The organism is Acinetobacter sp. YH01019, assembly GCF_013420285.1.
In the GTDB taxonomy this organism is placed as follows: Bacteria; Pseudomonadota; Gammaproteobacteria; order Pseudomonadales; family Moraxellaceae; genus Acinetobacter; species Acinetobacter gandensis.
Map to the genome: position 1 here is coordinate 1 of NZ_VOYM01000022.1, position 24,370 is coordinate 24,370.

Genomic DNA, 24,370 nt, shown 5'->3' on the forward strand with positions numbered 1-24,370 from the left:
TCGCACCATGAGGTGTAATATTTTGGTTTTGATACCTGAGTGACAGCCTTGATAACTGAGAGCATGATCACCAATAAATTGACGTCTGCATATTTTACATTGGTAATTTTGCTTACCATCTACTTTTGTGCCATTTTTCTTTATACTGTCACTTAGGCAGGCTGGACACTTGATTTCTAGAGTTATTCGCATTTCTCTATTTTATCAAAATCCAACCTGCTTTTTTTCAGCATACTTTTTGAAACACCACCAAATTTCCAAATCGGTCTAGATGCTCATAAATAGTTTCTCGGCTTGAGGCATACCTCCATTGTCTTAAATATTGTTTATGATGATGATACTCATGAACCTCCGTACCAAAATCAAAAGATCCATAAACATATTTCACCCTCAAAAGAAACTTTTCACCACTGAATACCAGAATAATGATCTCATTGTTTTGACCTATTTCGATCACTAAGTTGAAATCAACATGAAATCTTTTCCCATTAAATTCCCTAATAATAATTTCTTTGTTTCGAGCTATCTCAATCGTTAAATTCAAATCGATATATTGCTGAGCTAAAACATCAAATAGTTCTTTACTAAAATGATCCTCAGAATGCATAATTTTTTCTCTAAATCATTATCTGTATCTATAAAATTTGAGTGTAGGCTGTAATGAAAAAAAATTTATAGTTCAAATATCTTCCATTTGCATACTTCAAATACCATTACATCTTATAATACGAAATTAATATTCTCCCAAATTAATATATCCTTGTGTTTCAATGAAAAAACTCATGAACAACCCTGAAAATCTGGTTGTTGAAATGTGCAAAGGACTTGTACTGGCTCACCCTGAGCTTCAATTTAATGAAGCCTATAAAATCATTTCAAGAAAAGAAAAACATAACAATGTTGCTCTCATCAGTGGTGGTGGTAGCGGTCACGAACCTGCCCATGCAGGCTTTGTAGGCACAGGCATGTTAGACGCTGCTGTGTGCGGCGACGTATTTGCATCTCCGTCGCAAATTCAGGTTTATAAAGCCTTACAGCAAGTCGCAACTGACAAAGGCGTGCTAATGATCATCAAAAACTATTCTGGCGATATGATGAATTTCCAGAATGGCGCAGCCCTTGCGACTGAAGACGGCATTAAAGTTGACTATGTAAAAGTGGCAGATGACATTGCGGTTAAAGACAGCCTATATACAGTCGGTCGTCGTGGTGTTGCAGGCACAGTATTTGTACATAAGATTGCAGGCGCAGCAGCATCAAAAGGCTTAGAACTTGCAGACGTAAAAGCGATTGCTCAAAAAGCTGCGGACAACGTCATTAGCCTTGGTTTTGCTTATAGCTCATGTACTGTTCCAGCCAAAGGCACGCCAACGTTTACTTTGGCTGATGACGAAATGGAATATGGCGTCGGCATTCACGGTGAACCCGGCATCCGTCGTGAAAAAATCTTGCCATCCAAAAAAATGGCACAGCGCATCGTGGATGACCTGTTCCTTGACCGTCCAGACATGAAAGAAGTTGCAGTCTTGGTCAATGGCTTTGGTAGCACACCGCTGCAAGAGTTGTATGTCTTTAACCATGATGTATGCGAACACCTTGCACGTAAAGGCATCAAAATTTACCGCACATTTGTCGGCAACTATATGACCAGTATCGACATGAATGGTGCATCTGTGTCCTTGCTTGCTGTCGATGATGAATTGAAAACTTACCTCGATGCAGCAGCCAACACCCCTGCATTTAAAATGGATGGTTCAGCAGCACAGCCTTTAACTTTTGTGTCCAAAGATTCTTCAGCCGAAGCTGTAGTAAACACCCAAGTTGAAACACAGCCTGAACATGCGGTGATTAGCAATGAGCAATTCACCATCGAAAACATGCGTTATGTGGTGGATGTGATGTCTGCCTGTATCATTAGAAATGAAGTGCTATTCTGTGAGCTGGACGCGCATGCAGGTGATGGCGACTTCGGTATGAGCGTGGCGAAAGGCTTTAAGCAATTAAAACGTGAATGGCAAAGTCTGATTCAAGCGCAGCAGATGGATGAATTCATGCTGAACTGCTCAATGATCATTATGGAACATTGTGGTGGCGCGTCTGGCCCAATCTGGGGTTCAGCATTCCGTGCGGCAGCGAAATCAATTCAAGGCAAATCAGTTTTAACTGTCGCTGATTTTGCCGAGATGCTGCAAGCAGCGGTCAAAGGCATTCAAACTACAGGTGAGCGTTCATTTGGACGCGGCGCAGTGGTGGGTGATAAAACCCTGATTGATGCACTTGTGCCATGCGCAGATTCTTGGTCTGCCCATACAGATAAAACCTTTAAAGAAAACTTTGTACTTGGTGCAAAAGCGGCGGTTCAAGGCGCTGAAAATACCAAAGAGATTGTAGCGCGTATGGGTCGTGCAGGAACTGTGGGCGACCGCAGTCTGGGTTACCCTGATGCTGGCGCACATGGTTTGGGTGTTATCTTTAGCGAGATTGCAACCTTGATTAAATAATTTTGCATCCGATGAAGATGCAATCAAAAAGCACCGTTTATCGGTGCTTTTTTACTTTCAATTTTATCTAAAAACTTAACACAATTAAGCAGATACAAAGTAGAAGGATTTGCTAATTTAACTATATAACAATAAGAGGGATAAGAGATGGATATCACTCAAATTTTCATCCATGACACGACATGGAGCTTTGCTGCTGAAGTTATCTTACGCAGCATCATTATGTTCGTTTTAATTATCGTTTTTTTACGCCTTACAGGGAAACGTGGCGTTCGTCAGTTGTCTATTTTTGAGGTCGCGATCTTACTCGCTTTAGGCTCAATTGCTGGCGATCCGATGTTTGAAGAAGATTTACCCATACTTCAAGCCCTCATCGTGATGTCCGTTGTCATAGGCTTATATCGTGTCATTACGTGGCTCATGATGAAATATCAGCCCTTTGAAGATTTAATTGAGGGTAAGGCCTTATACATTGTTGAAGATGGTGAATTGGTCTTAGAGAAAATCAAACAAGGAAAAATGTCGCATGATGAATTTTTCTCTGAAATGCGTCAGCAAAATGTTGAACATTTAGGGCAAGTCCGCGTCGGTCTATTAGAAAGTGATGGCAAATTTAGCATCTTATTTTATCCACCTGAGCAAGTACGCTATGGACTACCGCTCTTCCCCAAACCTTACAAAGCCGTTGCTGACATAAAAATGCATCATCTCTATGCCTGTACACATTGCGGTAAAACTATGTATATCCATGGCGCACAAGATGTTTGCCCACGATGTGGATGCTGTGATTGGGCGGAGGCAATCAATACTCAACGACTCGCTTAAAACAGTCGTGCGCTCCATGAATCAGATCACATAAAATGGATCTGAGCTGTATTTCAATTATGGCACTCTAAATAAAGTCCTTCGAAATAATTTGTCATGTATTTGCACCACAGAATAACCGTCACTTTGAGCAAAATGACCCATTGATAGGCAAATTTTAAAGCTGTGTTCTTCTCAACATTCATCCCATTTGCACAATAACAACGTGCCAAAAAAAATTGACCGTTCACCGTAATATCAGCGAGTAAACTCAAATACATGCCCACATTTCTCGCATTCCGATGAAAATTCAAAAATATTCGATGCCCTGAATTAATCCCTTTTTGGCGCTATAAAGTTAAAAAGAGTTTCAAACATATTCACTTTTCAGCCTTTTCCATTTAAGAATCATTTAGTTAATTTTCTCTTGTAAATATTGATGCGCATCTTTTTGGTGCACTTTTAAGCTTTAAATGCAAGTCTTTGCTTTATATCGAGTCTTATGTATTTTTAAGTTTTTTTAATCAAAATTTCCCTAGCGCCAATCTCTTTTCCATTTTTTTTCGCTCGATATACTGAAGTTCTTTTCGTGAACTAGCGCACTAAACTGGAACACCTTATGCAAAATATAGATCTCCTCTTTCTCCTTCTTGGTGCAGTCTTGGTTCTTGCCATGCATGCAGGCTTTGCATTTTTAGAATTAGGTACCGTACGACATAAAAATCAGGTCAATGCGCTCAGTAAAATTCTGACTGACTTTTCTATTTCCGCAATTGCATACTTTTTTGTGGGTTATTACATCTCTTATGGGCACCATTTTTTCCATATTGGAGATACGCTTGCAGCCGATCATGGCTATAACTTAATGCGTTGTTTCTTTTTACTAACCTTTGCAGCCGCAATTCCTGCCATCATTTCTGGCGGCATTGCAGAACGTGCCAAAATGCGTTCTCAAGCAATCGCAACGTTATTGTTGGTTGCTTTGGTTTACCCATTTTTTGAAGGCATGGCTTGGAATGGTAATTTCGGACTGCAAGCTTGGTTAGAACATCAATTCGGTGCAGCTTTCCATGACTTTGCCGGCTCTGTAGTGGTTCATGCAATGGGCGGTTGGATCGCTCTTGCTGCAGTACTTTTACTCGGTGCGCGTCATGGTCGTTACAAAAAAGATGGCCGTATCAGTGCGCATCCACCATCAAGTATTCCTTTTTTGGCACTCGGTTCTTGGATTCTCATTGTCGGTTGGTTTGGCTTCAACGTAATGAGTGCTCAACGGCTTGATGCAATTTCAGGATTAGTCGCGATTAACTCTCTCATGGCGATGGTCGGTGGCACATTGGCGGCAAACTTCATGGGTAAAAATGACCCCGGTTTCCTACACAATGGTCCGTTAGCAGGTTTAGTCGCTATTTGTGCAGGTTCTGACGTGGTTCACCCTGTAGGTGCCTTAATCATTGGAGCAATTGCTGGAGTGATCTTTGTAAAATTATTCACTTACACGCATAACAAACTCAAAGTTGATGATGTACTCGGCGTTTGGCCACTACATGGTGTCTGTGGAGCTTTTGGTGGCCTAGCTGTAGGCTTATTTGGGCAAAAATGGTTAGGCGGCTTAGGTGGTATTTCAATGATGTCGCAAATCATTGGTACATTCTTAGCCATTGCGATCGCACTAATTGGTGGATTTATCGTTTACGGTACATTAAAAGCTGTAATGGGTATCCGCCTAGATCAAGAAGAAGAATTCCGTGGCGCTGATTTAAGTATTCACCGTATTTCAGCCAACTCGGATGAAAATATGTTTTAAAAATGACTAAAAACAGCGGCACTGGATGCCGCTTTTTTTATGCTGCCTTTATTTCAAATAGGGCCAAAGCTGATCGAGCTGTTGAATTTTATGCCGAATATTCGTCTGTTGATGATCATTTAAAGGATGAAAACCTTCCAATAAGACAGCCTGCATGCCCGCCTGCTGCGCACCATAAATATCATTTACTGGATGATCACCCACAAATAAACATGCCTCAGGATCTACATTAAGTTGCTGGCTAGTATGTTGAAAAATTTCAGGTTTGGGTTTACTGATCCCGACCAATTCCGAACTAATCACAGCATCAAAATATGGCGCAAAGCCCAGTCCATTTAAAATATTGAGTCGCGTTGCATGCCCCCCATTAGATACCACTGCTAATTTATACTGCTGTTGCTTCAACTGTTTTAACAGCTCTAAAGCCCCGTTCATCACGACAGCAAACTGCCCAAATTTTTGAAACCAAAATTGTGTCAATTCATCAAAATCTACGGGCTGCTGCCATTCCAATTCCTGCTGTAAAGCATCAGCCACAGAAGCACCGATACTTGGGTAAGTAAGTAATTCTTTTTTGGGATAGCCCCCATTATCAATACGATTAATAATGCTTTTAATATGCGCTACGTCAACTGTATTCAAATGCTGCTGATAATAGCTTGCTAAATGCTCTGCGTATGCTGCCACACTTTGGTCACGGTGCGTTAAGGTATTATCAAGGTCAAAAAGCACAGCTCGAATAGTCATAATTTTCAGCATTTAAACGTTTTCGAAACTTTAGCACAGCCCAATTTTCAACTCATGCAACATCTGAGATATGTATATCTCATAGATAGGATTACATTATTAAGACTGATTTAAGCTGAGTTTTATCTAATAGCGCTTATGTAACAATAACAAAGCGATTGCTATGCCCTCATCTCGCCATTTTTTGCTCTACCAAATTATTTTTTTGATTATCAGCTTTTTGTTTTTAAGCTATTTTTTTCCTGTCGCAGGGCAACTCGACCAAACCTTAATCCAACCGTGGATGGATGCTCAGGGTGGCTTTCCATACCGTAATGATTGGTCTCTTGCTGTACTGAATCATAAATACGTGAAAGAGATCCTAATCGCGGTCTATGTATTTTACGTAGCGGCATGGTTGATGAGTTTTAAACATAATGCTTTGAAAGCACGTCATCGTGAATTGGGCTATTTTTTTATCGTGGCCATACTTAGTACAGCACTCATCGGTTTAATCAAATCACATTCACCACATGCTTGCCCATGGAATATGACCAGTGCAACAGCGCAAGGTTTTATCTGGAAATTTAATACAACCAATGGACATTGTTTTCCAGGAGGCCATGCTGCTACGGGCTTTGCCTTAATGACTGGTTATTTTGTCTACCGGCTGTCGCGACCTGCACGAGCTTACTTCTTTTTAATTACAGGCATCATTTTAGGTTTTTGTTTTGGTTGGGCTCAGATGATGCGTGGTGCACATTTTCTCAGTCATAATCTATGGACAGCATGGTTTATTTGGGCCTTTAACACAGTCATTTATACATTTGGCTGTCGTTATCTACCCACAGAAAAAATCAAAACTGCCTATAAACACTTTGAATGGATATAGGCTTTATTAACAAATTGTAAATTAAAAAAATTAGGCGTTTAAAGGTTTTAGCGGAATCTGAATCGTTACTTTCAAGCCACCTAGCGTTTCACTTTTCGCAAAATCTAAATGTGCACCAATATGCGCAGCGGCCTTATCCACAATCGCCAAACCTAAACCACTACCTACTTCTTCATGATTATAAATACGATAAAACCGTTTACGGATTTGTTCATATAAAGCAGGGTCAATACCAGGCCCACTATCTTCAACCACGACTAATGCTAGTTCTGCTTGTTGCATTACCGACACATTAATTATCCCTTGTACAGGCGTGTATTTAATCGCATTATCTATCAAATTAAAAATAATCGAATGCACAGTCGGCTCTAGACTATATAAAGCAATACTCTGCTGCTGCTCCATGCCCAAATCGATATCTTTTTGCATTGCTAGATGAATCAATTGTTCAACACAGTTGGCCGCAACTTGTTTCAAGTCAAATGTCTGTTTACGCTCTAACTCAAACACCGAGGCATCTTGTTTGGCCAAACTTAAAAGTTGGCTAACCAAATGCTGAATCCGAATTAATCCTTTACTTAAATTATGCAAAGCTTCGTCTTGTGGGAACTTTTGCAGCAAAATTTGCATTTGTAAATTTAAAGCTGTAATTGGCGTACGGAGTTCATGTGCAGCATCGGCAATAAATTGACGCTGTTCCTGTTGCGACAACAAAATACGTTCAAATAAATGATTCATCTCGTGAATAGTTGGTGCAATTTCTTCAGGATACTGCTCATGTGAGATGGCAGAGAGTTCAAATGCATCACGCTTTGCCAACTCTTGTTTAAAGTCTTCTAAAGGTTTTAAACTGCGCTGGATTAACCATCCCAATGCCAACAAAGCAAACGGAATAAACACCAAATATGGAATGAACATATTCCCTGCTAATTCCACTGCCAAATGTTGACGAACAGATTCCTGTTGACTCACCTGAATCTGCATATCACCTAAGGGTAAAATATAAGTATGCCATTCGTCCTGTGGGGTGTTATGGGTATAAAAGCCCGCTTCTTCTACAGGCGGTACCAACAGTTTTAAATGATGCGTTTGATGTGCTTTCGACTCATAAGTCCATACATCAACGAATAAATCTTCCTCATGATAGCGCTTATGTTGATCAAACTGACTTTTGGTTGGCTTCGGATCATGTGCAGCGACGCGTTCAGCCAAATTCTGCATTTGCGCATCGAGGATTTCGTTAATCTCTTCAAGTGCCGTTTTATAAGCAGCAAAAACCAGAACACAGCCCAAAAGTAGACTGAAAATAGATACATAAACAATCAGCCTCTTTTTCAGTGAATACGATTGGTGCTGCTGCATGAAAGATTAATCCTGTTTTAACCGAGTCGGTAGCCAAGTCCACGAATGGTACGAATAAAGTCTTTATCCAATTTTGAACGAAGGTGATGTACATAAACTTCAATGGTATTACTACTGATATCACTGTCAAAATCATAAAGTTTATCTTCCAAATTTGCTTTGGAAAAAATTTTATTCGGATGCGTAACCAATGGAATTAAAATTGCCCATTCACGGTTAGACAAATCGACATATTCACCTTTATAACGTGCCAAATGCTGCTCTACATCTAACACTAACTCACCATGCTTTAAAATCTTTTGAGTCGCTTCAGGTGCATTGCCACCCGCGCGTCTTAATAAAGCAAAAATTCGTGCCAACAGCTCATCAAACTCATAAGGCTTAATCAAATAGTCATCTGCACCTTGATTTAAACCATCGACACGGTTTTGTAATTGATCACGTGCAGAAATAATCAGTACTGGCAAATTTGGCAACATTTGACAAATCTGTTTTAACACTTGCATGCCATCCATCATTGGTAAACCTAAATCCAGTAAAACCAGATCGATACCACCTTGTTGGATGCGCTTTAAGCCATCAATTCCATTATTCACCCATTCCACATCAAATTGTTGATATGCCAATAATGTTTTGGTCGATTCGGCAATCATGAAATCATCTTCAATGATTAATATTTTATGCATGGCTTAGATCCTGCTCTGTGCACTTTGCGCACATTGTTGCAACATATCGTTCTTTTCATTTTTCACTTGGGTTTGTACACCAAGCAAACTCAAAAGTGAGGGGAATAAATTATCCTGACTCAATTTTTGGCTTTTTTGTCCTATTAAACAAGCATATTGAGCAGAATTATTTTTCTGCCATTCGGGCGAAAACCACATCAACATCGGTACATGCGTTTGTTGCGAAGGTGCAATCGAATACGGTGAACCATGTAAATATAAACCATGTTCACCTGTTGATTCGCCATGATCAGACAAGTACCACAAACCAGTTTGGTAGTTGGCTGTCCCTTTCAAAGTATTCATCAGTTCACTTAATACATGATCTGTATAAACAATGCTATTGTCATAACTATTCACGAGTTCGGTTGAACTACAGCCTTGAATTGCATTGCTGTCACAGGTCGGCTTAAATTTTTGGAATGCTTTTGGGCTACGTTTGAAATATGCAGGTCCATGACTGCCCATTTGGTGTAGAACAATTAACCGTGGCGACACATCATCCTTTGGAATGCGGGCAATATAATCTTTTAAACCATCAACCAGAATTTCATCAAAACACTCACCATCTGCATCACACCATTTTTGCTTCAATGCCTCTGGAAATTCATATTTTTCCACACGGGTACACGTCCCTTTACAACCTGAATTATTATCCATCCACGTCACTTTATAACCCGCACGTTGTGCAATATCCAACAATCCTTCACGGTGATCAGCCAATTGTTCATCATAATCTGTACGTGGCATACCAGAAAACATACATGGAACCGATATAGCAGTCGCAGTACCACATGAGCTCACTTGATTAAAGTTAATAATTTTTTGTTGGCTCAATTCAGGGTTGGTATTTTTGCTGTAGCCATTTAAAGAAAAGCTTTCCGCACGTGCTGTTTCACCCACAACCAGCACCATTAATTTAGGTAGTTTCCCAGTACTGGTTCGTTCAATCAGATGTGCATCTTCCCCATACAACACCAAAGGTAAATTTTTCTTAGGCGCTTTTTTATGGTAGTACGAAAATGTCGATGCAATGGTATTTTGCGGTGACAACATGCCTTTCAAATCCCGATGCTCACGAAAGATCGCTGCATAATCTACAAAATAGATAAAGAGCAAAGCGCCCATCACTGTAAATGACAGCACGATATTCACAAGTTTTTTTAAAACTTCACGCTTAACAGTTTCTTGTCGAATTGGAATCAACACAATCGCCAAGATCGGTAACAAGACCAGTCCTGTTAACCAAATAAAGAAGTTAGGAGAGATGAGATCGTTGACTTCTTTAATATCCGTTTGCATCATATTTTGTACTTGATCAGAAGTGATGGTTACTCCCAAACTATTGACAAAATAGGCACTAAAACCACCCACCAAGACAAATATACTGGCCAATAATTTTACATTCCAACGCCATTGCAATAATTGCATCAACACATTGTAAAGCGCCACAACCACCACCACGGTTGCCGCAATAAAAAGGCTGGCCTTTAGCCCTGTATATGGGGTCAGAGTTTGCATTTGTTGATAAAAGCCAATGTTCAACACCACACCTAACCATATGGCAAGGATGAAATTGAACTGGCTTAGGCTGATACTCGGAAGTTTTTGCTGGAATCGCTTTATGACATTAGGCATATTGGCATCAATATTGTTCTTTGATGGCTTAATGTAAAAATTGAAACTTAAAAATGACTTAAAACAAGCTGATGCCAACCATAACTGTTGAACTCCATCGTCATAGCAGACTAAATGACCTAGTATTTTGACGATCTTGTTCTTTTCGCTGCATGCTTTGCTTTGTAGATGGAAGATTGTATTTTTTACTGACTCACTCGCCTTGAGTATCGTCAATATTTGCCATGCTGTTTTTTACTGTTTTAGTTGATAAATACAAACTTAGAATAAATCACTATTTAAAGATCATTTTGCTCATGTTTTATGACTTTTCCCCACATCAATATCGGTACTAGGCTGCACGCTGCCAAAGCTGTGATCAAATATAAATACGTGCTATATCCCAGCACATCTGCAAATACGCCACTCACACTATACAATCCACCACTCACCGTCGCCATCAACGCAACTTGAAAAGTAAAATCTGTGCCTGCAACTGCTTTACGACTATATTGCATGACTAAGGTCAGCATCACGACCAAGAGCATGGCTGAAACCATATCTTCAAAAGCATTAATGAAATAAATTATCCAAGCATCTACAAGTCGCTTTAATTCGTATTGCAAACCTAACCATGCATAAGCCATTAGGCTGATGATTTTTAATATCGAAAAACCAATCAAGGCATGTACACGCGAGAGATACTTCAAACTATAACCGGCTAAACCTGCCCCAACGAGTGCAGCAATAGCACCCAACATCGTCACATAGATTCCAATTTGACTAAAACTCAAACCTAAATCCACCATTAACGGTTTGAGCAGCGGCCCAGCAAAACCATCTGCAATTTTAAAAGTCAGCAGCACCAGCAGCCACATACGAAGTGTTTTGGTTTGGGTAAAATAAATCAGATACTGTTTTACAACTTGCCATAACGTTTGTTTGTTTACATGTGAATGCTGAGAGACGATCTGCTCTTTTTTAGGCTCTTGGTAAAACAGAATGGCTAAAGTATTTAAAAATACGATACCTGCTAAGCATAAAAAAGTTGTTTGCCAATGCAACCAATCCAGTGCCCAAAGTACCGCGCCACCACCGACAATAAAACCGAGACGCGATCCAACAACTTGAAATGTATTGCCCCAATGCTGCTGATCAGATTTTAAAATATTCACTGCCAAGCCGTCAGTTGCGATATCTTGCGTGGCACCCACCAAATTCAGGCTGAGCAGTACCACAAAAAACATCAACAGATATACAGGCTCATCTAAACTGGCGATCGGTAAAAAAGATAAAATAATCAGGATGATGACACTTAAAAATTGGGTCGGAATAATCCAACTGCGATAATGCCCATAGCGCTTTGAACCTTGTCGGTCTACCAATGGTGCCCAAAGTATTTTGATTGACCAAGGCAGCATCAATAAGCCAAAACCACCTATATGTGCCAGTGATACCCCCTGAGCTCTTAATATGACAGGCAAGGCATGTGTCATAAACCCAACTGGCAAACCTTGTGCCCAATACAGGGAAAATAATAGAACATAGAGTTGGCGGTTTGAAACCATAAACGTCCCTGTATCAAATAAGCAAAAATATGCAGTAAGCAGCTAAATCTACAGCGATTATGCCAATGAACTCCAATTCACGACAACATATGATATGAATAACCTTATCTCAGTTAATGATTCAGCATTGATCTAAATTTTTTTATTAACCAATCATTTTTAAAAAAATTGTCAATTTAAGGTATCGCTCTAAAACTTTTACAGAATATAAAATGAATAATAAAACACATACTAATTTTCCTGAACTACCACCTCTCGTTCCATCGCGTGGATCTATTTATAGTCGTGCCATTTTTAAGCGTCTATTTTTAGCACAAGGTTGGCGCTTTGTTGGTGAATTTCCTAATTTACCTAAAGCCGTAGCGATCATCTCACCACATACCTCTAATATTGATGCTTGGCACGGCTTTCTCGCTTTACTTGGCATTGGTTTGAAAATCACCATCTTTGGCAAAAATAGCTTGTTTGATACCCCACTCAAACATTTACTTAATTGGGTGGGAGTTATTCCTGTCAATCGTGAAAACCCTAAAGGTCTAACTAATGAAATTGCTAACATTATTCAAGCAAACAAACAAATTTGGATTGGTATGGCACCCGAAGGCACACGGAAAAAAGCCGATAAAATTCGCAGTGGCTTTTATTACATTGCCCATGCATCTCACATTCCAATTGTGATATTTTCTTTTGATTACGCACAGAAGACCATCCGTTGCTTAGGCGTATTTCATACCACTGGTAATTTTGATACCGATCTGAATGACATACTCAACTTATATCAAGGACAGTTTTCTCCTCGCAATCCAGAGTGGTTGGCGCTACCGTTACAAAAGCACTGGAAAAAGCCCTAGTCAAAACCTTCATTTTTTGATGAGATGAGCACTTTGTTTAATTAACAATCAGATTTCCAAAATGAAACTCGCACATTATTTTCTTCCAGGCCTGTTGGTACTTGGTCTTGTCGGTTGTGATTCAGCAACTAAAAAACCAGCTACTCCAACTCCAACCCCAGTAAAAGCTCGTGAACCAGTTATTGCGATTGCACTTGGCGGTGGTGGTGCAAAAGGCTTTGCGCATATTGGCGTTTTAAAAGTCCTTGAATCACATGGCATTAAGCCAAAAATCGTGACCGGTACGAGCGCAGGAAGTTTTGTCGGCAGCCTCTATGCAAGTGGTAAAACCCCTTACCAAATGCAACAAATCGCACTGAACTTTAAAGAATCTGATATTCGTGATCTAACTTTAAATAGCCAAGGCATTATACAGGGGCAAAAATTACAAGACTTTGTGAATAGAAATATTGGCAATAAACCAATTGAACAATTCCCGCGTCGTTTTGCGGCTGTCGCGACACGTTTAGACAACGGTAAGAAAACCGAATTCATTCGAGGGAATGCAGGACAGGCTGTACGTGCCTCGTGCAGTATTCCTAACGTATTTGTTCCAGCCACCATTGCAGGTGTCAAATATGTTGATGGTGGTTTAGTGAGTCCAATTCCTGTAAAAACTGCGCGTGATATGGGTGCAGATATTGTGATTGCCGTTGATATCTCAGCCCGACCTGATGGGACAAAAGCTGTCAGTATGTTCGGTCTACTTGACCAAACCATCAATATTATGGGGCAGCAAAGTATTAATGAAGAATTGAAAAATGCCAATATCGTGATACAGCCTAAAGTCGGTCATATTGGTACACTCGATTTGAAATCCAGCAATGCCACCATTTTAGAAGGTGAAAAAGCTGCACAACTAAAAATTGTCAGCATTGAAAAAGCTATCAGCAACTTTAAACAATCGCCTGCTGCATTTAAACCGGCGCCAAGAGCCAAAATTTAATTCAGCGATTTTTTTAATATTCATTAGCTTATACATCTGCTACATTGATATAGATGCTGGTTCATCTATATCAATTACCCAATATAAGAGTAGATGTATGGAATTTATTATAGAACCTTGGCACTGGTTCGTTCTGGGTGTTGCATTAATCCTGTTCGAATTGATTTTGCCTTCTTTTGCCGCACTCTGGTTTGGTGTATCGGCCATTTTGGTCGGCATTTTATATTGGATTTTTCCTTCAATGGACTTTAATGTCCAAATCATTATTTGGATCGTACTTTCCATCCTATGCACTTTTTCGTGGTTTAAATTTATTAAGCCCTTATCTACCGATAAAACCAAAGCTGGACTTTCTCGTGAAGCCACTATTGGACAAGTCGGCATGGTCATCCAAACCCAGCTAAATCATGGTTCAGTTAAAGTTCGTTTTCCTATGCCTGTACTTGGCTCTGATGAATGGCACTGTCGAACTCAAGATCAGCTCGAAGTGGGCGATCGCGTTCGAGTCATCGACATCTTAGGCAACGATTTAGTGGTTCAGCGCCATAGCAGTAGCCAAAATGACAATCTATAAATAAGAGAGAAATCAAATGTCAGGTGTTTCAATTGTTTTTTTAGCCTTCCTTGTTTTTGTGGCTGTCACCATCTTTAAAGGTGTTCGGATTGTGCCTCAGGGTTTTAAATGGATTGTGCAGCGCTTAGGTAAATACCATACTACCCTCAACCCAGGCCTAAACTTTGTCATTCCTTATATTGATGAAGTGGCTTATAAAGTGACCACCAAAGATATCGTGTTAGATATTCCATCTCAGGAAGTGATTTCACGTGACAATGCCGTACTATTAATGAATGCAGTAGCGTATATCAATCTCACTACGCCTGAAAAAGCGGTGTATGGTATTGAAAACTATACGTGGGCCATTCAAAACTTAGTACAAACCTCTCTACGTTCAATCGTAGGTGAAATGGACTTAGATGATGCGCTGTCATCACGTGATCATATTAAAGCCAAACTCAAAGCTGCAATTTCAGATGATATTTCGGATTGGGGTATTACCCTTAAAACTGTCGAAATTCAAGATATTAAGCCATCTCACACCATGCAAGCAGCCATGGAAGAGCAAGCTGCAGCTGAGCGTCAACGCCGTGCAACAGTGACTAAAGCTGATGGTGAAAAACAAGCGGCTATTTTAGAAGCTGATGGTCGTTTAGAAGCGTCTCGTCGTGATGCTGAAGCACAAGTGGTTTTAGCTGAATCTTCACAACGCGCGATTGAAATGGTGAGCTCAGCCGTCGGTGATCAAGAAATTCCTGTGGCATACCTGTTGGGTGAGCAATATGTCAAAGCCATGCAGGATATGGCGAAATCCAATAATGCGAAAACTGTGGTTCTACCAGCCGATATTCTTAATACCATTCGTGGTGTGATGGGCCGTAACCAATAATTTTTTGATTTCACAAGCTTCAAATGGGCAGCTAGAGACTGCCCATTTTTTGTGGTCACTGCGAAAATTGAAGCAAAAACAGTAAATTTATGTTTAAATTTCCCGTTATTTTTTGACGTATCAGGATCTTAAGCCTCTATTTACCAACATAATCAAGTAAATTCCGCTTAAATCCTCCGTTTTAAAAGCACTTGTCCAACGCCAAAACGGATATCGTATGAGCTCCCTAAATCCCACCCTAATTACTTTCCTCTTTTATATTGTCGCCATGGTCGTGATTGGTTTACTCGCATATCGTGCAACGAGTAACTTTTCTGACTACATTTTGGGTGGCAGACGCTTAGGTAGCTTTGTTACAGCGCTATCTGCCGGTGCATCCGATATGAGTGGCTGGCTACTTATGGGTCTACCCGGAGCAATCTACCTTTCAGGACTTTCTGAAATGTGGATTGCCATTGGCTTAATCATTGGTGCTTGGCTCAACTGGTTACTGGTTGCAGGCCGTCTTCGCGTACATACTGAAGTACAAAATAATGCGTTAACACTCCCCGACTATTTTTCTAATCGTTTTAATGATCAGAAAAAAATTCTGCGTATTGTTTCTGCCGTGATCATTTTGATTTTCTTTGCCATTTATTGTGCTTCAGGCATGGTTGCAGGTGCACGCTTATTCGAAAGTATGTTCGGCATGTCGTATAGCACTGCCCTATGGATCAGCGCAATTGCTACTGTAAGTTATGTCTTTATTGGTGGTTTCCTTGCTGTAAGCTGGACCGACACCATTCAAGCGGGCTTTATGATTTTCGCCTTATTACTCACCCCTATTGTGGTGATGTTATCGTTCTCAGACTTAACACAATTCACCATGGCACTTGAAGCGGCACGCCCTCAAGCCATGGATGTTATTGGTGATCTGAGCTTTGTCGCGATCATGTCACTTTTAGCATGGGGTTTGGGCTACTTTGGTCAACCACATATTCTGGTACGCTTCATGGCAGCCGATTCAGTGAAGTCTATTCCAAATGCGCGCCGCATTGGTATGACTTGGATGACACTGTGCTTAGGTGGTGCTGTAGCTGCTGGTTTCTTTGGTATTGCTTACTTCCAACAACATCCAGAACTTGCGGGTGTGGTAAATGCCAACCCTGAAACGGTGTTTATGGAATTAACTAAAATTCTATTTAACCCTTGGGTTGCAGGTATTGTACTTGCAGCAATCTTAGCTGCCATTATGAGTACACTGAGCTGCCAGTTGCTCGTCTGTTCAAGTACGCTCACTGAAGACTTCTATAAATCGTTCCTTCGTAAATCAGCATCGCAAACAGAGTTGGTTTGGGTTGGCCGTATTATGGTGCTATTGATTTCAATTCTTGCCATCTACATGGCTGGTAATCCTGATTCAAAAGTTTTAGGTCTTGTTGCTTATGCATGGGCAGGATTTGGTGCCGCATTTGGTCCACTCATTATTTTGTCATTGTTTTGGAAACGTATGACGTTGAATGGTGCTTTAGCAGGCATGGTTGTCGGTGCTGTGATGGTGATTTTATGGAAAAATGTTTGGGGCGATACAGGCGTTTATGAAATTATTCCTGGCTTCATCTGCTCACTCATTGCAATTGTCGTTGTCAGCTTAATGGGTAAAGCACCTTCTAACGAAATTACAGATAAATTCGAAGAAGCAGACCGCATCTATAAAGAAAGCATTTAATCGGTTTTATATCGATCAAAAAGGACGCTCAGCGTCCTTTTTTTAATCAGAATTTTTTATTTTGCTGAAAAAAAGCCCATAACATCATGCAATGTTATGGGCAGTTCATCGTGCTTAATTTAGCTTTTTCGATTTAGTAAAAACTGCGTAATCTTCAGCAATTCTGTAGCATCATCACCAAAGTATGCTAAGGCATTAACAGCTTGATTATGTAATGAATCAGCGTATTCTTTTGCTTGTTCTAAACCCAACAATGCAGGATAAGTCGATTTATCAACTTGTTGGTCTTTACCTGCTGTTTTTCCAAGTACTTCTGTATCTGCAATAATATCTAAAATGTCATCTTGAACTTGGAACGCTAAACCAATAGCAAGTCCAAACTCACGTAGTTTTGGAATGGCTTGATCTGTTCCATTAAAAATCGTCACCGCTGCCATCATAATTGCAGCAGAAATAAGTGCGCCAGTTTTATTACGATGAATATTTTCCAGTTGTTCTTGATTTACGTGCTTACCTTCGGCTTGTAAATCCAGCACTTGTCCATTGACCATTTTAGAAGTCGCAGTCGCTAAAATCTGCATTTGCTTTAATACAATTGGAGCGTCTACAGCAGCACCCTGATCAAATAAACGACTACCCAAAACTTCAAATGCCATCGATTGTAAAATATCACCTGCCAATAACGCGGTGTCTTCACCGAATGCCACATGACATGTCGGTTGACCACGACGTAATAAATCATTGTCCATGCATGGCAAATCATCATGTGCCAATGAATAACAATGAATAAACTCAATTGCCACCGCTGCTCGGCGAACTGCCGCAGCATTTTGATTCGGATTTAATGCAGCTGTTGCATAGCAAAGTGCCGGACGAACACGTTTTCCACCCAACATCACAGCATGATACACCGCACCTTTTAACGGTTCTGGAATAGCAAAAGCATCCAGTGCTGTTAGTAAGTCCTGTTGAATACGCTCTTGCGCTTCAGTCAGGGCATAAGTAGAAACATCTGTTAATGAGGACACATTCACCTCGAATATTTAAATCGACTAAAATCTAGTATGTTTAGCAAACCCGTTGCTAAACCTATGGTCATTTTGACTTGTTGCATGATACTTCTTTCTGTACGTATTCTCTATGCTCATTGTCAAATCTGCTTATTAATCATTCACTGGTCTATTTATCTCTTCACATTCGATAATTTTTAAAAAGCACCATTAACATTCGAATAAATTAATACCGTCACCGTCGCTATAACAAGTACAATTTTTAGAGCTATATTTTGCTTGATATAAAGCTTGATCTGCTTTGGCCAAAGTCTCAGCTAAGACACCATCTTGATATTGATGTGCAACGCCGCATGAAATCGAAAGTTTCAGAACCTTATCAGCATAGTTTGCAGACATAGCTGAGACTTGATGACAACATTGCTGTGCTATATGACATGCATCTTTTAATTGCATATCTGGCAACGCAATTACAAATTCTTCACCACCAATTCGAAATACGTAAGCATCCTCCATGCTTTCAATCACACGCATTAAAATTTGAGCAGATTTCACTAAAATTTCATCGCCAAAATCATGTCCATAAATATCATTAATCTGCTTAAAGTTATCTAAATCACACATAATCAAACTCATTTCAAATAAGTCTTGGCGTGCAAGTTTGAGTTGCCATTCTTCTATCTGCAAATCAAAACCACGACGATTCAGCACTTGTGTCAAATGATCGATATAGACTTGCTGCTTCAACAATTGATTGTGTTGCATTAATTTCTGTTCAGATTGTTTTAAATTAGTGATATCTGCACAACACAGCATGACATGCTTTAACTGACCATCATGCAAATAATGCGGTTTTAAAGTCAGCCAATAGTGCCTTTCACTTTCCGAATAAATAAACGGTTCAATATGCTCCATCTCTAAGCAACGCAAACTAAATTCAGATTGATTCGGCTGTACACTCAACATTATTTCGAGTTTATTGGAGATGAGTTGACTTAAGTCTGTTCGAAAACTACGTTGAAAAAGTTGATTCGCACACAATAAGTCAGCAGTTGCGGAAAAAAGCGCAGCAGGCATTGGCAGTGCATCAAGGACTGCTAAATGTTCTACTGAAAGTTCCTGTTTTATTAAGTCATTTTTAAGCATGTTCGAGCCAGTTTTTTCAGGGTATAGCTATGCGGAATGCTATCAAATGAAATGTGACAAATATCACTCTATTCTTCTAATATTAAATGCAGTACATATTATATTTAAATATATACTAAATAATGCTTTATATATTCATTAAAAGAATAAAGGCAAAAAAAAGCCCCTGCTGAGCAGAGGCTTATTAAAATTTTTATGTAAATTAATCGAGTGTATCCGCTGGTATACGCACCCAACCTTCCATCAAAACACGAGCACTGCGACTCATCACTGCTTTTTTAACCACCCACTGGCCATTCTCATTCACCGCTTGAGCACCTACACGTAGCGTCCCAGATGGATGCCCAAAGCGAACAGCTTCACGCTCGCCTCCACCTGCTGCCAAGTTTACCAAAGTACCTGGTATAGCAGCAGCTGTACCAATAGCCACCGCAGCTGTTCCCATCATGGCATGATGCAGTTTACCCATTGAAAGTGCGCGAACTAATAAGTCTGTATCAAGTGCCGTAATTTCTTTAGAACTCGAAGATGTATAGGCTTTAGGTTTCGATACAAATGCAATTTTTGGCGTGTGCTGGCGTTTTTCAGCTTCTGAAATATCTGCAATCAATCCCATTTGTACTGCGCCATACGCACGAATTTTTTCAAAACGTGCTAAAGCTTTTGCATCACTATTAATGGCATCCTGTAATTCAGTGCCTGTATAACCAATCTCTTCGGCATTTAAGAAAATCGTTGGAATACCTGCATTAATGAAAGTTGCAGCAAAACTTCCTTCATCAGGAACCGTTAGTGTGTCCACTAAGTTGCCTGTAGGAAACATTGCACCGCCATCTTCACCGTCATCAGCAGGATCTAAAAACTCAATTTGCACTTCAGCTGCAGGAAATGTCACACCATCTAATTCAAAATCACCAGTTTCTTGCACTTCTCCATTGGCCATTGGTACATGTGCAATAATGGTTTTATGAATATTGGCTTGCCAAATACGAACGATGCATAGACCATTTTCTGGTATACGTGCAGCATCCACTAAGCCATTCGATATTGCAAAAGCCCCAACAGCCGCAGTCAAGTTGCCGCAGTTCCCACTCCAATCAACAAAGGCTTTATCAATCGCTACCTGCCCAAACAAATAATCGACATCGTGATCCGGTTCTGAACTTTTCGCTAAAATTACAGTTTTACTGGTACTTGAGCTTGCGCCGCCCATACCATCAATTTGTTTACCATAAGGGTCTGGACTACCAATGACTCGCAGTAAAATTTGGTCACGCACTTTGCCCGCTTGCTGTGCCGCGACAGGTAAATCTTCAAGCTTAAAAAATACACCTTTACTTGTGCCACCACGCATATAGGTTGCTGCAATTTTAATTTGGGGTGCAAAACTCATTTTTATTGAATCCTTGGATATTTATCATTGTGTTCTAGCAGACCATTCTTTTCTGCGTATTGGCATCATACAATGTTTAACTGAAGTTTTAACAATCACATGACTTAAGTATAAAAAAACAACACTCAATACCTTTTTTATATAAATGAGACATCTACCAATTCATTTAAAATAAAATTAATCTATTGATTGATATAATTTTAATCTAACAATGCAACTTAATTATTAATTATATTATTCATAAATATTTTTCATATATTTTGAGCTACTAGGCTATTCAATCTTGATCTATTACAATTAACAAAATTAAACCATTCTCGGGATGAGTAACTTGACTACCAATTCCTCCGAACTCAAGCGTGGCTTAAAGAATCGTCATATTCAATTGATTGCCATGGGTGGTGCAATTGGTACAGGCTTATTCTTGGGCTCCGCTCATGTGATTCAATCAGCAGGTCCTTCCATTATTTTGGGTTATGCCATTGGTGGTTTGATCGCATTCTTAATTATGCGTCAACTCGGTGAAATGATTGTGCATGAGCCTGTAGCAGGTTCATTCAGCCATTTCGCGTATAAATACTGGGGTAAATTTCCCGGCTTCCTGACCGGTTGGAACTATTGGATCCTCTATATTCTAGTTGCAATGACAGAGCTGACCGCTGTCGCAAAATACATTAACTACTGGTGGCCTCATATTCCTGCTTGGGCATCTGTACTGTTTTTCTTTGTGATCATTACAGCTGTTAACTTAGGCAATGTGAAATTTTATGGTGAATCAGAGTTCTGGCTCTCTATCATTAAAGTAACTGCGGTTATTTCAATGATTGTGTTCGGTTTGTATTTACTATTAACAGCAGACTCAAACTCTACTGCATCATTTAGCAACCTTTGGAATCAAGGTGGTTTCTTCCCAAATGGCTTTGAAGGTTTATTCTTCATGCTTGCCTTCCTAATGTTTGCCTTTGGTGGTATCGAACTGATTGGTATGGCTGCAGCAGAAGCAGAAAATCCAAAAGAAACTATTCCAAAAGCCATTAACCAAGTCGTTTTCCGTATCCTCATTTTCTATGTGGGCTCATTAACGATTCTTTTATCTCTAGTACCTTGGAACCAACTTGACCTTGGTGGTCTAGATAAAAGTCCTTTCGTGATGATCTTCAGTCAATTGGGTATTGATTGGGCGGCACACTTACTTAACTTTATTATCTTAACTGCTGCATTATCTGTATATAACAGTGGTATGTATGCAAACAGCCGTATGCTTTACAGCTTGGCGAAACAAGGAAATGCACCTAAAGTTTTTGCTAAAACCAATAAACAAGGCGTACCAATTCCAGCTGTTTTACTTTCAGCGGTATTAATTTTTGGTTGTGTACTATTAAACTACTTTGTTCCAGAAGATGCACTTGGTCATTTAATGTATGTGGTAGTTGGAGCTTTAGTCTTGAACTGGGCTATGATTACTATGACTCACCTTCAATTTAGACGCGCTAAACGCATTCTAAACTTCAAGACATCGTATGAAGCACTTTGGTCGCCAGTAAGTAACTATATTGTTTTAATTTTCATTGCTTTGGTACTCTTCATCATGTGGACCCAAGGTTTTATGGAATCCGTTTTGATGATTCCAGTATGGATTACAATCATGTTGCTGATGTTCAACTATCTTAATCCTAAAGATTTGAGTGACATCAAAATCGAAGAAGAGAAAAAAGACTAATCAATTTAAAAAGTTATTGTTTCGGCAATAACTTTTTTTTTAACTCAAATTGGAGTAAATTAGCCACCGTCTAGCGCTCTTAGCTTAACTGGATAGAGCAGTTGCCTCCTAAGTGACCGGCGTGGGTTCGAGTCCCGCAGAGCGCACCACCTATTAAAATATGACCTATATCACAACATATAAAGTTTAAATTTCCTTTTTTTAGAATATTTTTTATACAAAAAATCATTTTATCTTCATTATTTTATTGTTTTGTTTATCAATAACTTAATCCTAAACCCTTAAGAATTTTGGTGCAAAAACTCTATTCTGATGCTTTTTTAAACTAAATAGTTTTTTCTAGAGCATTTACTCTTATTTTAATTGTGGTATTTTTGACACATGGAGTAACAAATGATTGCGGTTGAGTAACCGAAGTCTCCAAAAAATTAAATAAGTGCAAACAACAACGCTAGATATAAATTTGTACCTCAAGGAAAGACACAGAATGAAATTAAAAACTCTTAGTACCGCGATTCTTCTTGCAACAGTGCCAATGACAGGTGCATTCGCTGCTGCTTTGGACCGTTCAGGCCAATCTATTGCAGCATTCTTACAACCAGGCAACTATTTTGAAGCAGGCATTTCTGTACTCGACCCTGATGTAGCTGGCAAAGATACTTCCGGTAACGCCACAGGCGATATGGCTGGAGATTATTACTTTCCTCATGCCTCGCTAAAATTGCAATTGAATGATAAGTTTTCATTTGGCCTACTGTACGATCAACCATTTGGCGCAGATGCTGAGTACACTGGTAAAAATAACTTTGTTGCCAGCAATTCTGATGGTGTATTACCTGGAACAGCACTAACAGGCGGTTTACCTGTTGTGACTGGCACTCCAAATGGTACTCTTCCAAACGGGACACCTGTAATTAAGCATCCCGTTACTGGAGCTCCTCTAGCTATTGCATTAGGTACTCCAATTTCTGGCAATACCTCAGTAGAAGTCGACACACAAAATATAAATTTAATTTTTGGTTTCCAGCCAACTGAAAATTGGAATCTTTATGGCGGAGCTGTTTACCAAACTATTAAAGGCAATGTTTCTTTACGCGGTTCAGCTTATAGTCTATACAATGGATATGATGCAAACATCAAAGAAACTGGCGATGCAGGCTGGTTAGCAGGTATCGCATATCAAATCCCTGAAATTGCATTAAAAGCATCTTTAACTTATCGTTCTGAAATTGACCATGATGTAGATGTTAAAGAAAACATGCCTCTTATTAATTCAATGGGAGCTTTGCTTGTTGGCTCTGGCGCCATCAGCCAAGCTCAAATTGATGCAATAAAAAATGCTGATGGTAAAACCACCATTACAACACCACAATCTGTAAATCTAGATTTGCAAACTGGTATCATGGAAAATACTGTTGCGTTTGCTAATATCCGCTGGGTAAATTGGAAAGATTTTGCAATTCAACCAACACAATTTGGCGCATTATCCAAACTTGCCGGTCAAATGCTTCCTGCATTAAATAAACCTAATGGCTTTAATCTAGTTGATTACTCAGATGATCAATGGTCAGTAACCACAGGGGTTGGCCGAAAACTTAACGACAAATGGGCAGGCAATATCTCTGTTGGCTATGATACTGGTGCAGGAAACCCTGTCACAACCTTAGGTCCAACTGAAGGTTACTGGAACCTTGGTTTAGGTGCTCAGTTCAGCCCAACACCACAAACTTTCATTGCTGGTGGCGTAAAATATTTCTGGCTAGGCGATGCTGATGCACAGACTGGAGCGCACTCTGCGGCGGGTACTTTCAATGATAATAATGCTATCGCGTACGGCCTGAAAATGGGCTACAAATTCTAATTTAAGCCATTAAATTTTAAAAAAAGACCATAGTTTGCTATGGTCTTTTTACATTATGCCTATTGTTTTTTAAACTTAGCTTTCTATATGTTTCAAATTTAATCAAAAAGAACCCCTTATATTACTTTCATTTTTTAAAATGATTACTCTATTTTTTTACTTATAAATCATTTACATACTAAATCACTATTAGTACTTTTACTCTATTCAAGTTTATTTTTTGAATTACACAGTTCATTTCCCAATCAG

The 24,370-nt window shown here is 39.6% G+C and carries 21 protein-coding genes and 1 tRNA gene; 12 read left to right on the forward strand and 10 right to left on the reverse strand.

The features are described 5' to 3' along the window. Positions 1 to 192, reverse strand: a 192-nt coding sequence (locus FTT84_RS07370; RefSeq protein ID WP_180080672.1) for an IS1 family transposase, incomplete at its 3' end; no start/stop codon positions are given. A gap of 34 nt (positions 193 to 226) precedes the next feature. Continuing rightward, on the reverse strand, positions 227 to 607 hold the full coding sequence (locus FTT84_RS07375; protein WP_180080674.1) for a hypothetical protein: 381 nt from the start codon (positions 605 to 607) through the stop codon (positions 227 to 229). Between the two features lie 163 nt (positions 608 to 770). Between FTT84_RS07375 and dhaK the strand changes: the two genes are divergently transcribed. From dhaK to FTT84_RS07390, 3 genes are all read left to right on the forward strand, one after another. After that, complete coding sequence (gene dhaK / locus FTT84_RS07380) at positions 771 to 2,501, forward strand: dihydroxyacetone kinase subunit DhaK (protein ID WP_180058161.1); 1,731 nt, start codon at positions 771 to 773, stop codon at positions 2,499 to 2,501. Between the two features lie 147 nt (positions 2,502 to 2,648). Next, on the forward strand, positions 2,649 to 3,326 hold the full coding sequence (locus tag FTT84_RS07385) for a DUF421 domain-containing protein (protein ID WP_180058160.1): 678 nt from the start codon (positions 2,649 to 2,651) through the stop codon (positions 3,324 to 3,326). A gap of 598 nt (positions 3,327 to 3,924) precedes the next feature. Next, positions 3,925 to 5,112, forward strand: coding sequence for an ammonium transporter (locus FTT84_RS07390; RefSeq protein ID WP_180058159.1), 1,188 nt, complete (start codon positions 3,925 to 3,927; stop codon positions 5,110 to 5,112). A gap of 48 nt (positions 5,113 to 5,160) precedes the next feature. On the opposite strand, the gene FTT84_RS07395 is transcribed toward FTT84_RS07390, so the two are convergent. Continuing rightward, positions 5,161 to 5,859 (reverse strand): HAD family hydrolase, encoded by a 699-nt coding sequence (locus FTT84_RS07395; protein ID WP_180058158.1) that lies wholly within the window; start codon positions 5,857 to 5,859, stop codon positions 5,161 to 5,163. A gap of 163 nt (positions 5,860 to 6,022) precedes the next feature. Here FTT84_RS07395 and FTT84_RS07400 point away from each other — a divergent pair, with 163 nt between their 5' ends. Continuing rightward, positions 6,023 to 6,730 (forward strand): phosphatase PAP2 family protein, encoded by a 708-nt coding sequence (locus FTT84_RS07400; protein ID WP_180058157.1) that lies wholly within the window; start codon positions 6,023 to 6,025, stop codon positions 6,728 to 6,730. Positions 6,731 to 6,760: 30 nt separating this feature from the next. On the opposite strand, the gene FTT84_RS07405 is transcribed toward FTT84_RS07400, so the two are convergent. From FTT84_RS07405 to FTT84_RS07420, 4 genes are all read right to left on the reverse strand, one after another. Next, positions 6,761 to 8,092 carry an ATP-binding protein gene (locus FTT84_RS07405; RefSeq protein ID WP_180058156.1) on the reverse strand — a complete coding sequence of 444 codons (1,332 nt, stop codon included), beginning with the start codon at positions 8,090 to 8,092 and terminating at the stop codon, positions 6,761 to 6,763. Between the two features lie 17 nt (positions 8,093 to 8,109). Then, on the reverse strand, positions 8,110 to 8,778 hold the full coding sequence (locus tag FTT84_RS07410) for a response regulator transcription factor (RefSeq protein ID WP_180058155.1): 669 nt from the start codon (positions 8,776 to 8,778) through the stop codon (positions 8,110 to 8,112). Between the two features lie 3 nt (positions 8,779 to 8,781). Beyond that, on the reverse strand, positions 8,782 to 10,455 hold the full coding sequence (locus FTT84_RS07415) for a phosphoethanolamine transferase (RefSeq protein ID WP_180058154.1): 1,674 nt from the start codon (positions 10,453 to 10,455) through the stop codon (positions 8,782 to 8,784). Between the two features lie 278 nt (positions 10,456 to 10,733). After that, positions 10,734 to 12,002 (reverse strand): MFS transporter, encoded by a 1,269-nt coding sequence (locus FTT84_RS07420; RefSeq protein WP_180058153.1) that lies wholly within the window; start codon positions 12,000 to 12,002, stop codon positions 10,734 to 10,736. 212 nt (positions 12,003 to 12,214) lie between these two features. Here FTT84_RS07420 and FTT84_RS07425 point away from each other — a divergent pair, with 212 nt between their 5' ends. The 5 genes from FTT84_RS07425 (at position 12,215) to putP (ending at position 16,991) form a co-directional block, all read left to right on the forward strand. After that, complete coding sequence (locus tag FTT84_RS07425; protein WP_180058152.1) at positions 12,215 to 12,853, forward strand: 1-acyl-sn-glycerol-3-phosphate acyltransferase; 639 nt, start codon at positions 12,215 to 12,217, stop codon at positions 12,851 to 12,853. A gap of 61 nt (positions 12,854 to 12,914) precedes the next feature. Further along, positions 12,915 to 13,838: a patatin-like phospholipase family protein gene (locus FTT84_RS07430; protein WP_067762680.1), complete on the forward strand. Its 924-nt coding sequence runs from the start codon at positions 12,915 to 12,917 to the stop codon at positions 13,836 to 13,838. A gap of 97 nt (positions 13,839 to 13,935) precedes the next feature. Continuing rightward, positions 13,936 to 14,412 carry an NfeD family protein gene (locus tag FTT84_RS07435; protein WP_067762681.1) on the forward strand — a complete coding sequence of 159 codons (477 nt, stop codon included), beginning with the start codon at positions 13,936 to 13,938 and terminating at the stop codon, positions 14,410 to 14,412. Between the two features lie 16 nt (positions 14,413 to 14,428). Further along, entirely contained in the window at positions 14,429 to 15,283 is an 855-nt protein-coding gene (locus FTT84_RS07440) for an SPFH domain-containing protein (RefSeq protein ID WP_067762682.1), read from the forward strand. A gap of 217 nt (positions 15,284 to 15,500) precedes the next feature. Then, positions 15,501 to 16,991: a sodium/proline symporter PutP gene (gene putP / locus FTT84_RS07445; RefSeq protein ID WP_180080676.1), complete on the forward strand. Its 1,491-nt coding sequence runs from the start codon at positions 15,501 to 15,503 to the stop codon at positions 16,989 to 16,991. Positions 16,992 to 17,110: 119 nt separating this feature from the next. Here the strand turns inward: putP and FTT84_RS07450 are convergent, their stop codons facing one another. From FTT84_RS07450 to prpF, 3 genes are all read right to left on the reverse strand, one after another. Further along, positions 17,111 to 18,019 carry a polyprenyl synthetase family protein gene (locus tag FTT84_RS07450; RefSeq protein ID WP_180080678.1) on the reverse strand — a complete coding sequence of 303 codons (909 nt, stop codon included), beginning with the start codon at positions 18,017 to 18,019 and terminating at the stop codon, positions 17,111 to 17,113. A gap of 192 nt (positions 18,020 to 18,211) precedes the next feature. Continuing rightward, a complete protein-coding gene (locus FTT84_RS07455; protein ID WP_180080680.1) occupies positions 18,212 to 19,147 on the reverse strand; it encodes a sensor domain-containing diguanylate cyclase in 936 nt (311 codons plus the stop codon). 202 nt (positions 19,148 to 19,349) lie between these two features. Then, positions 19,350 to 20,540, reverse strand: coding sequence for a 2-methylaconitate cis-trans isomerase PrpF (prpF, locus tag FTT84_RS07460; RefSeq protein ID WP_180080682.1), 1,191 nt, complete (start codon positions 20,538 to 20,540; stop codon positions 19,350 to 19,352). 331 nt (positions 20,541 to 20,871) lie between these two features. On the opposite strand from prpF, the gene FTT84_RS07465 reads away from it, so the two are divergent. The 3 genes from FTT84_RS07465 (at position 20,872) to FTT84_RS07475 (ending at position 24,121) form a co-directional block, all read left to right on the forward strand. Beyond that, the gene (locus tag FTT84_RS07465; protein ID WP_180058148.1) at positions 20,872 to 22,260 is read left to right on the forward strand and encodes an amino acid permease; all 1,389 of its coding nucleotides are present in this window, start codon (positions 20,872 to 20,874) and stop codon (positions 22,258 to 22,260) included. A 73-nt stretch (positions 22,261 to 22,333) separates the two neighbouring features. Beyond that, positions 22,334 to 22,409 (forward strand) — tRNA-Arg (locus FTT84_RS07470). A 338-nt stretch (positions 22,410 to 22,747) separates the two neighbouring features. After that, complete coding sequence (locus FTT84_RS07475; protein ID WP_180080684.1) at positions 22,748 to 24,121, forward strand: OmpP1/FadL family transporter; 1,374 nt, start codon at positions 22,748 to 22,750, stop codon at positions 24,119 to 24,121. The last annotated feature ends 249 nt before the right edge of the window (positions 24,122 to 24,370 follow it).

Bases quoted from the DNA above. Each gene is read 5' to 3' on its own strand.
- FTT84_RS07410 (WP_180058155.1), bottom strand. From the start codon at position 8,778: ATGCATAAAATATTAATCATTGAAGATGATTTCATGATTGCCGAATCG.
- prpF (WP_180080682.1), bottom strand. From the start codon at position 20,540: ATGAGTTTTGCACCCCAAATTAAAATTGCAGCAACCTATATGCGTGGT.
- FTT84_RS07375 (WP_180080674.1), bottom strand. From the start codon at position 607: ATGCATTCTGAGGATCATTTTAGTAAAGAACTATTTGATGTTTTAGCT.
- FTT84_RS07440 (WP_067762682.1), top strand. From the start codon at position 14,429: ATGTCAGGTGTTTCAATTGTTTTTTTAGCCTTCCTTGTTTTTGTGGCT.
- FTT84_RS07420 (WP_180058153.1), bottom strand. From the start codon at position 12,002: ATGGTTTCAAACCGCCAACTCTATGTTCTATTATTTTCCCTGTATTGG.
- FTT84_RS07395 (WP_180058158.1), bottom strand. From the start codon at position 5,859: ATGACTATTCGAGCTGTGCTTTTTGACCTTGATAATACCTTAACGCAC.
- FTT84_RS07430 (WP_067762680.1), top strand. From the start codon at position 12,915: ATGAAACTCGCACATTATTTTCTTCCAGGCCTGTTGGTACTTGGTCTT.
- FTT84_RS07400 (WP_180058157.1), top strand. From the start codon at position 6,023: ATGCCCTCATCTCGCCATTTTTTGCTCTACCAAATTATTTTTTTGATT.
- FTT84_RS07405 (WP_180058156.1), bottom strand. From the start codon at position 8,092: ATGCAGCAGCACCAATCGTATTCACTGAAAAAGAGGCTGATTGTTTAT.
- FTT84_RS07385 (WP_180058160.1), top strand. From the start codon at position 2,649: ATGGATATCACTCAAATTTTCATCCATGACACGACATGGAGCTTTGCT.
- putP (WP_180080676.1), top strand. From the start codon at position 15,501: ATGAGCTCCCTAAATCCCACCCTAATTACTTTCCTCTTTTATATTGTC.
- FTT84_RS07455 (WP_180080680.1), bottom strand. From the start codon at position 19,147: ATGCTTAAAAATGACTTAATAAAACAGGAACTTTCAGTAGAACATTTA.
- FTT84_RS07425 (WP_180058152.1), top strand. From the start codon at position 12,215: ATGAATAATAAAACACATACTAATTTTCCTGAACTACCACCTCTCGTT.
- dhaK (WP_180058161.1), top strand. From the start codon at position 771: ATGAAAAAACTCATGAACAACCCTGAAAATCTGGTTGTTGAAATGTGC.
- FTT84_RS07475 (WP_180080684.1), top strand. From the start codon at position 22,748: ATGAAATTAAAAACTCTTAGTACCGCGATTCTTCTTGCAACAGTGCCA.
- FTT84_RS07390 (WP_180058159.1), top strand. From the start codon at position 3,925: ATGCAAAATATAGATCTCCTCTTTCTCCTTCTTGGTGCAGTCTTGGTT.
- FTT84_RS07415 (WP_180058154.1), bottom strand. From the start codon at position 10,455: ATGCCTAATGTCATAAAGCGATTCCAGCAAAAACTTCCGAGTATCAGC.
- FTT84_RS07435 (WP_067762681.1), top strand. From the start codon at position 13,936: ATGGAATTTATTATAGAACCTTGGCACTGGTTCGTTCTGGGTGTTGCA.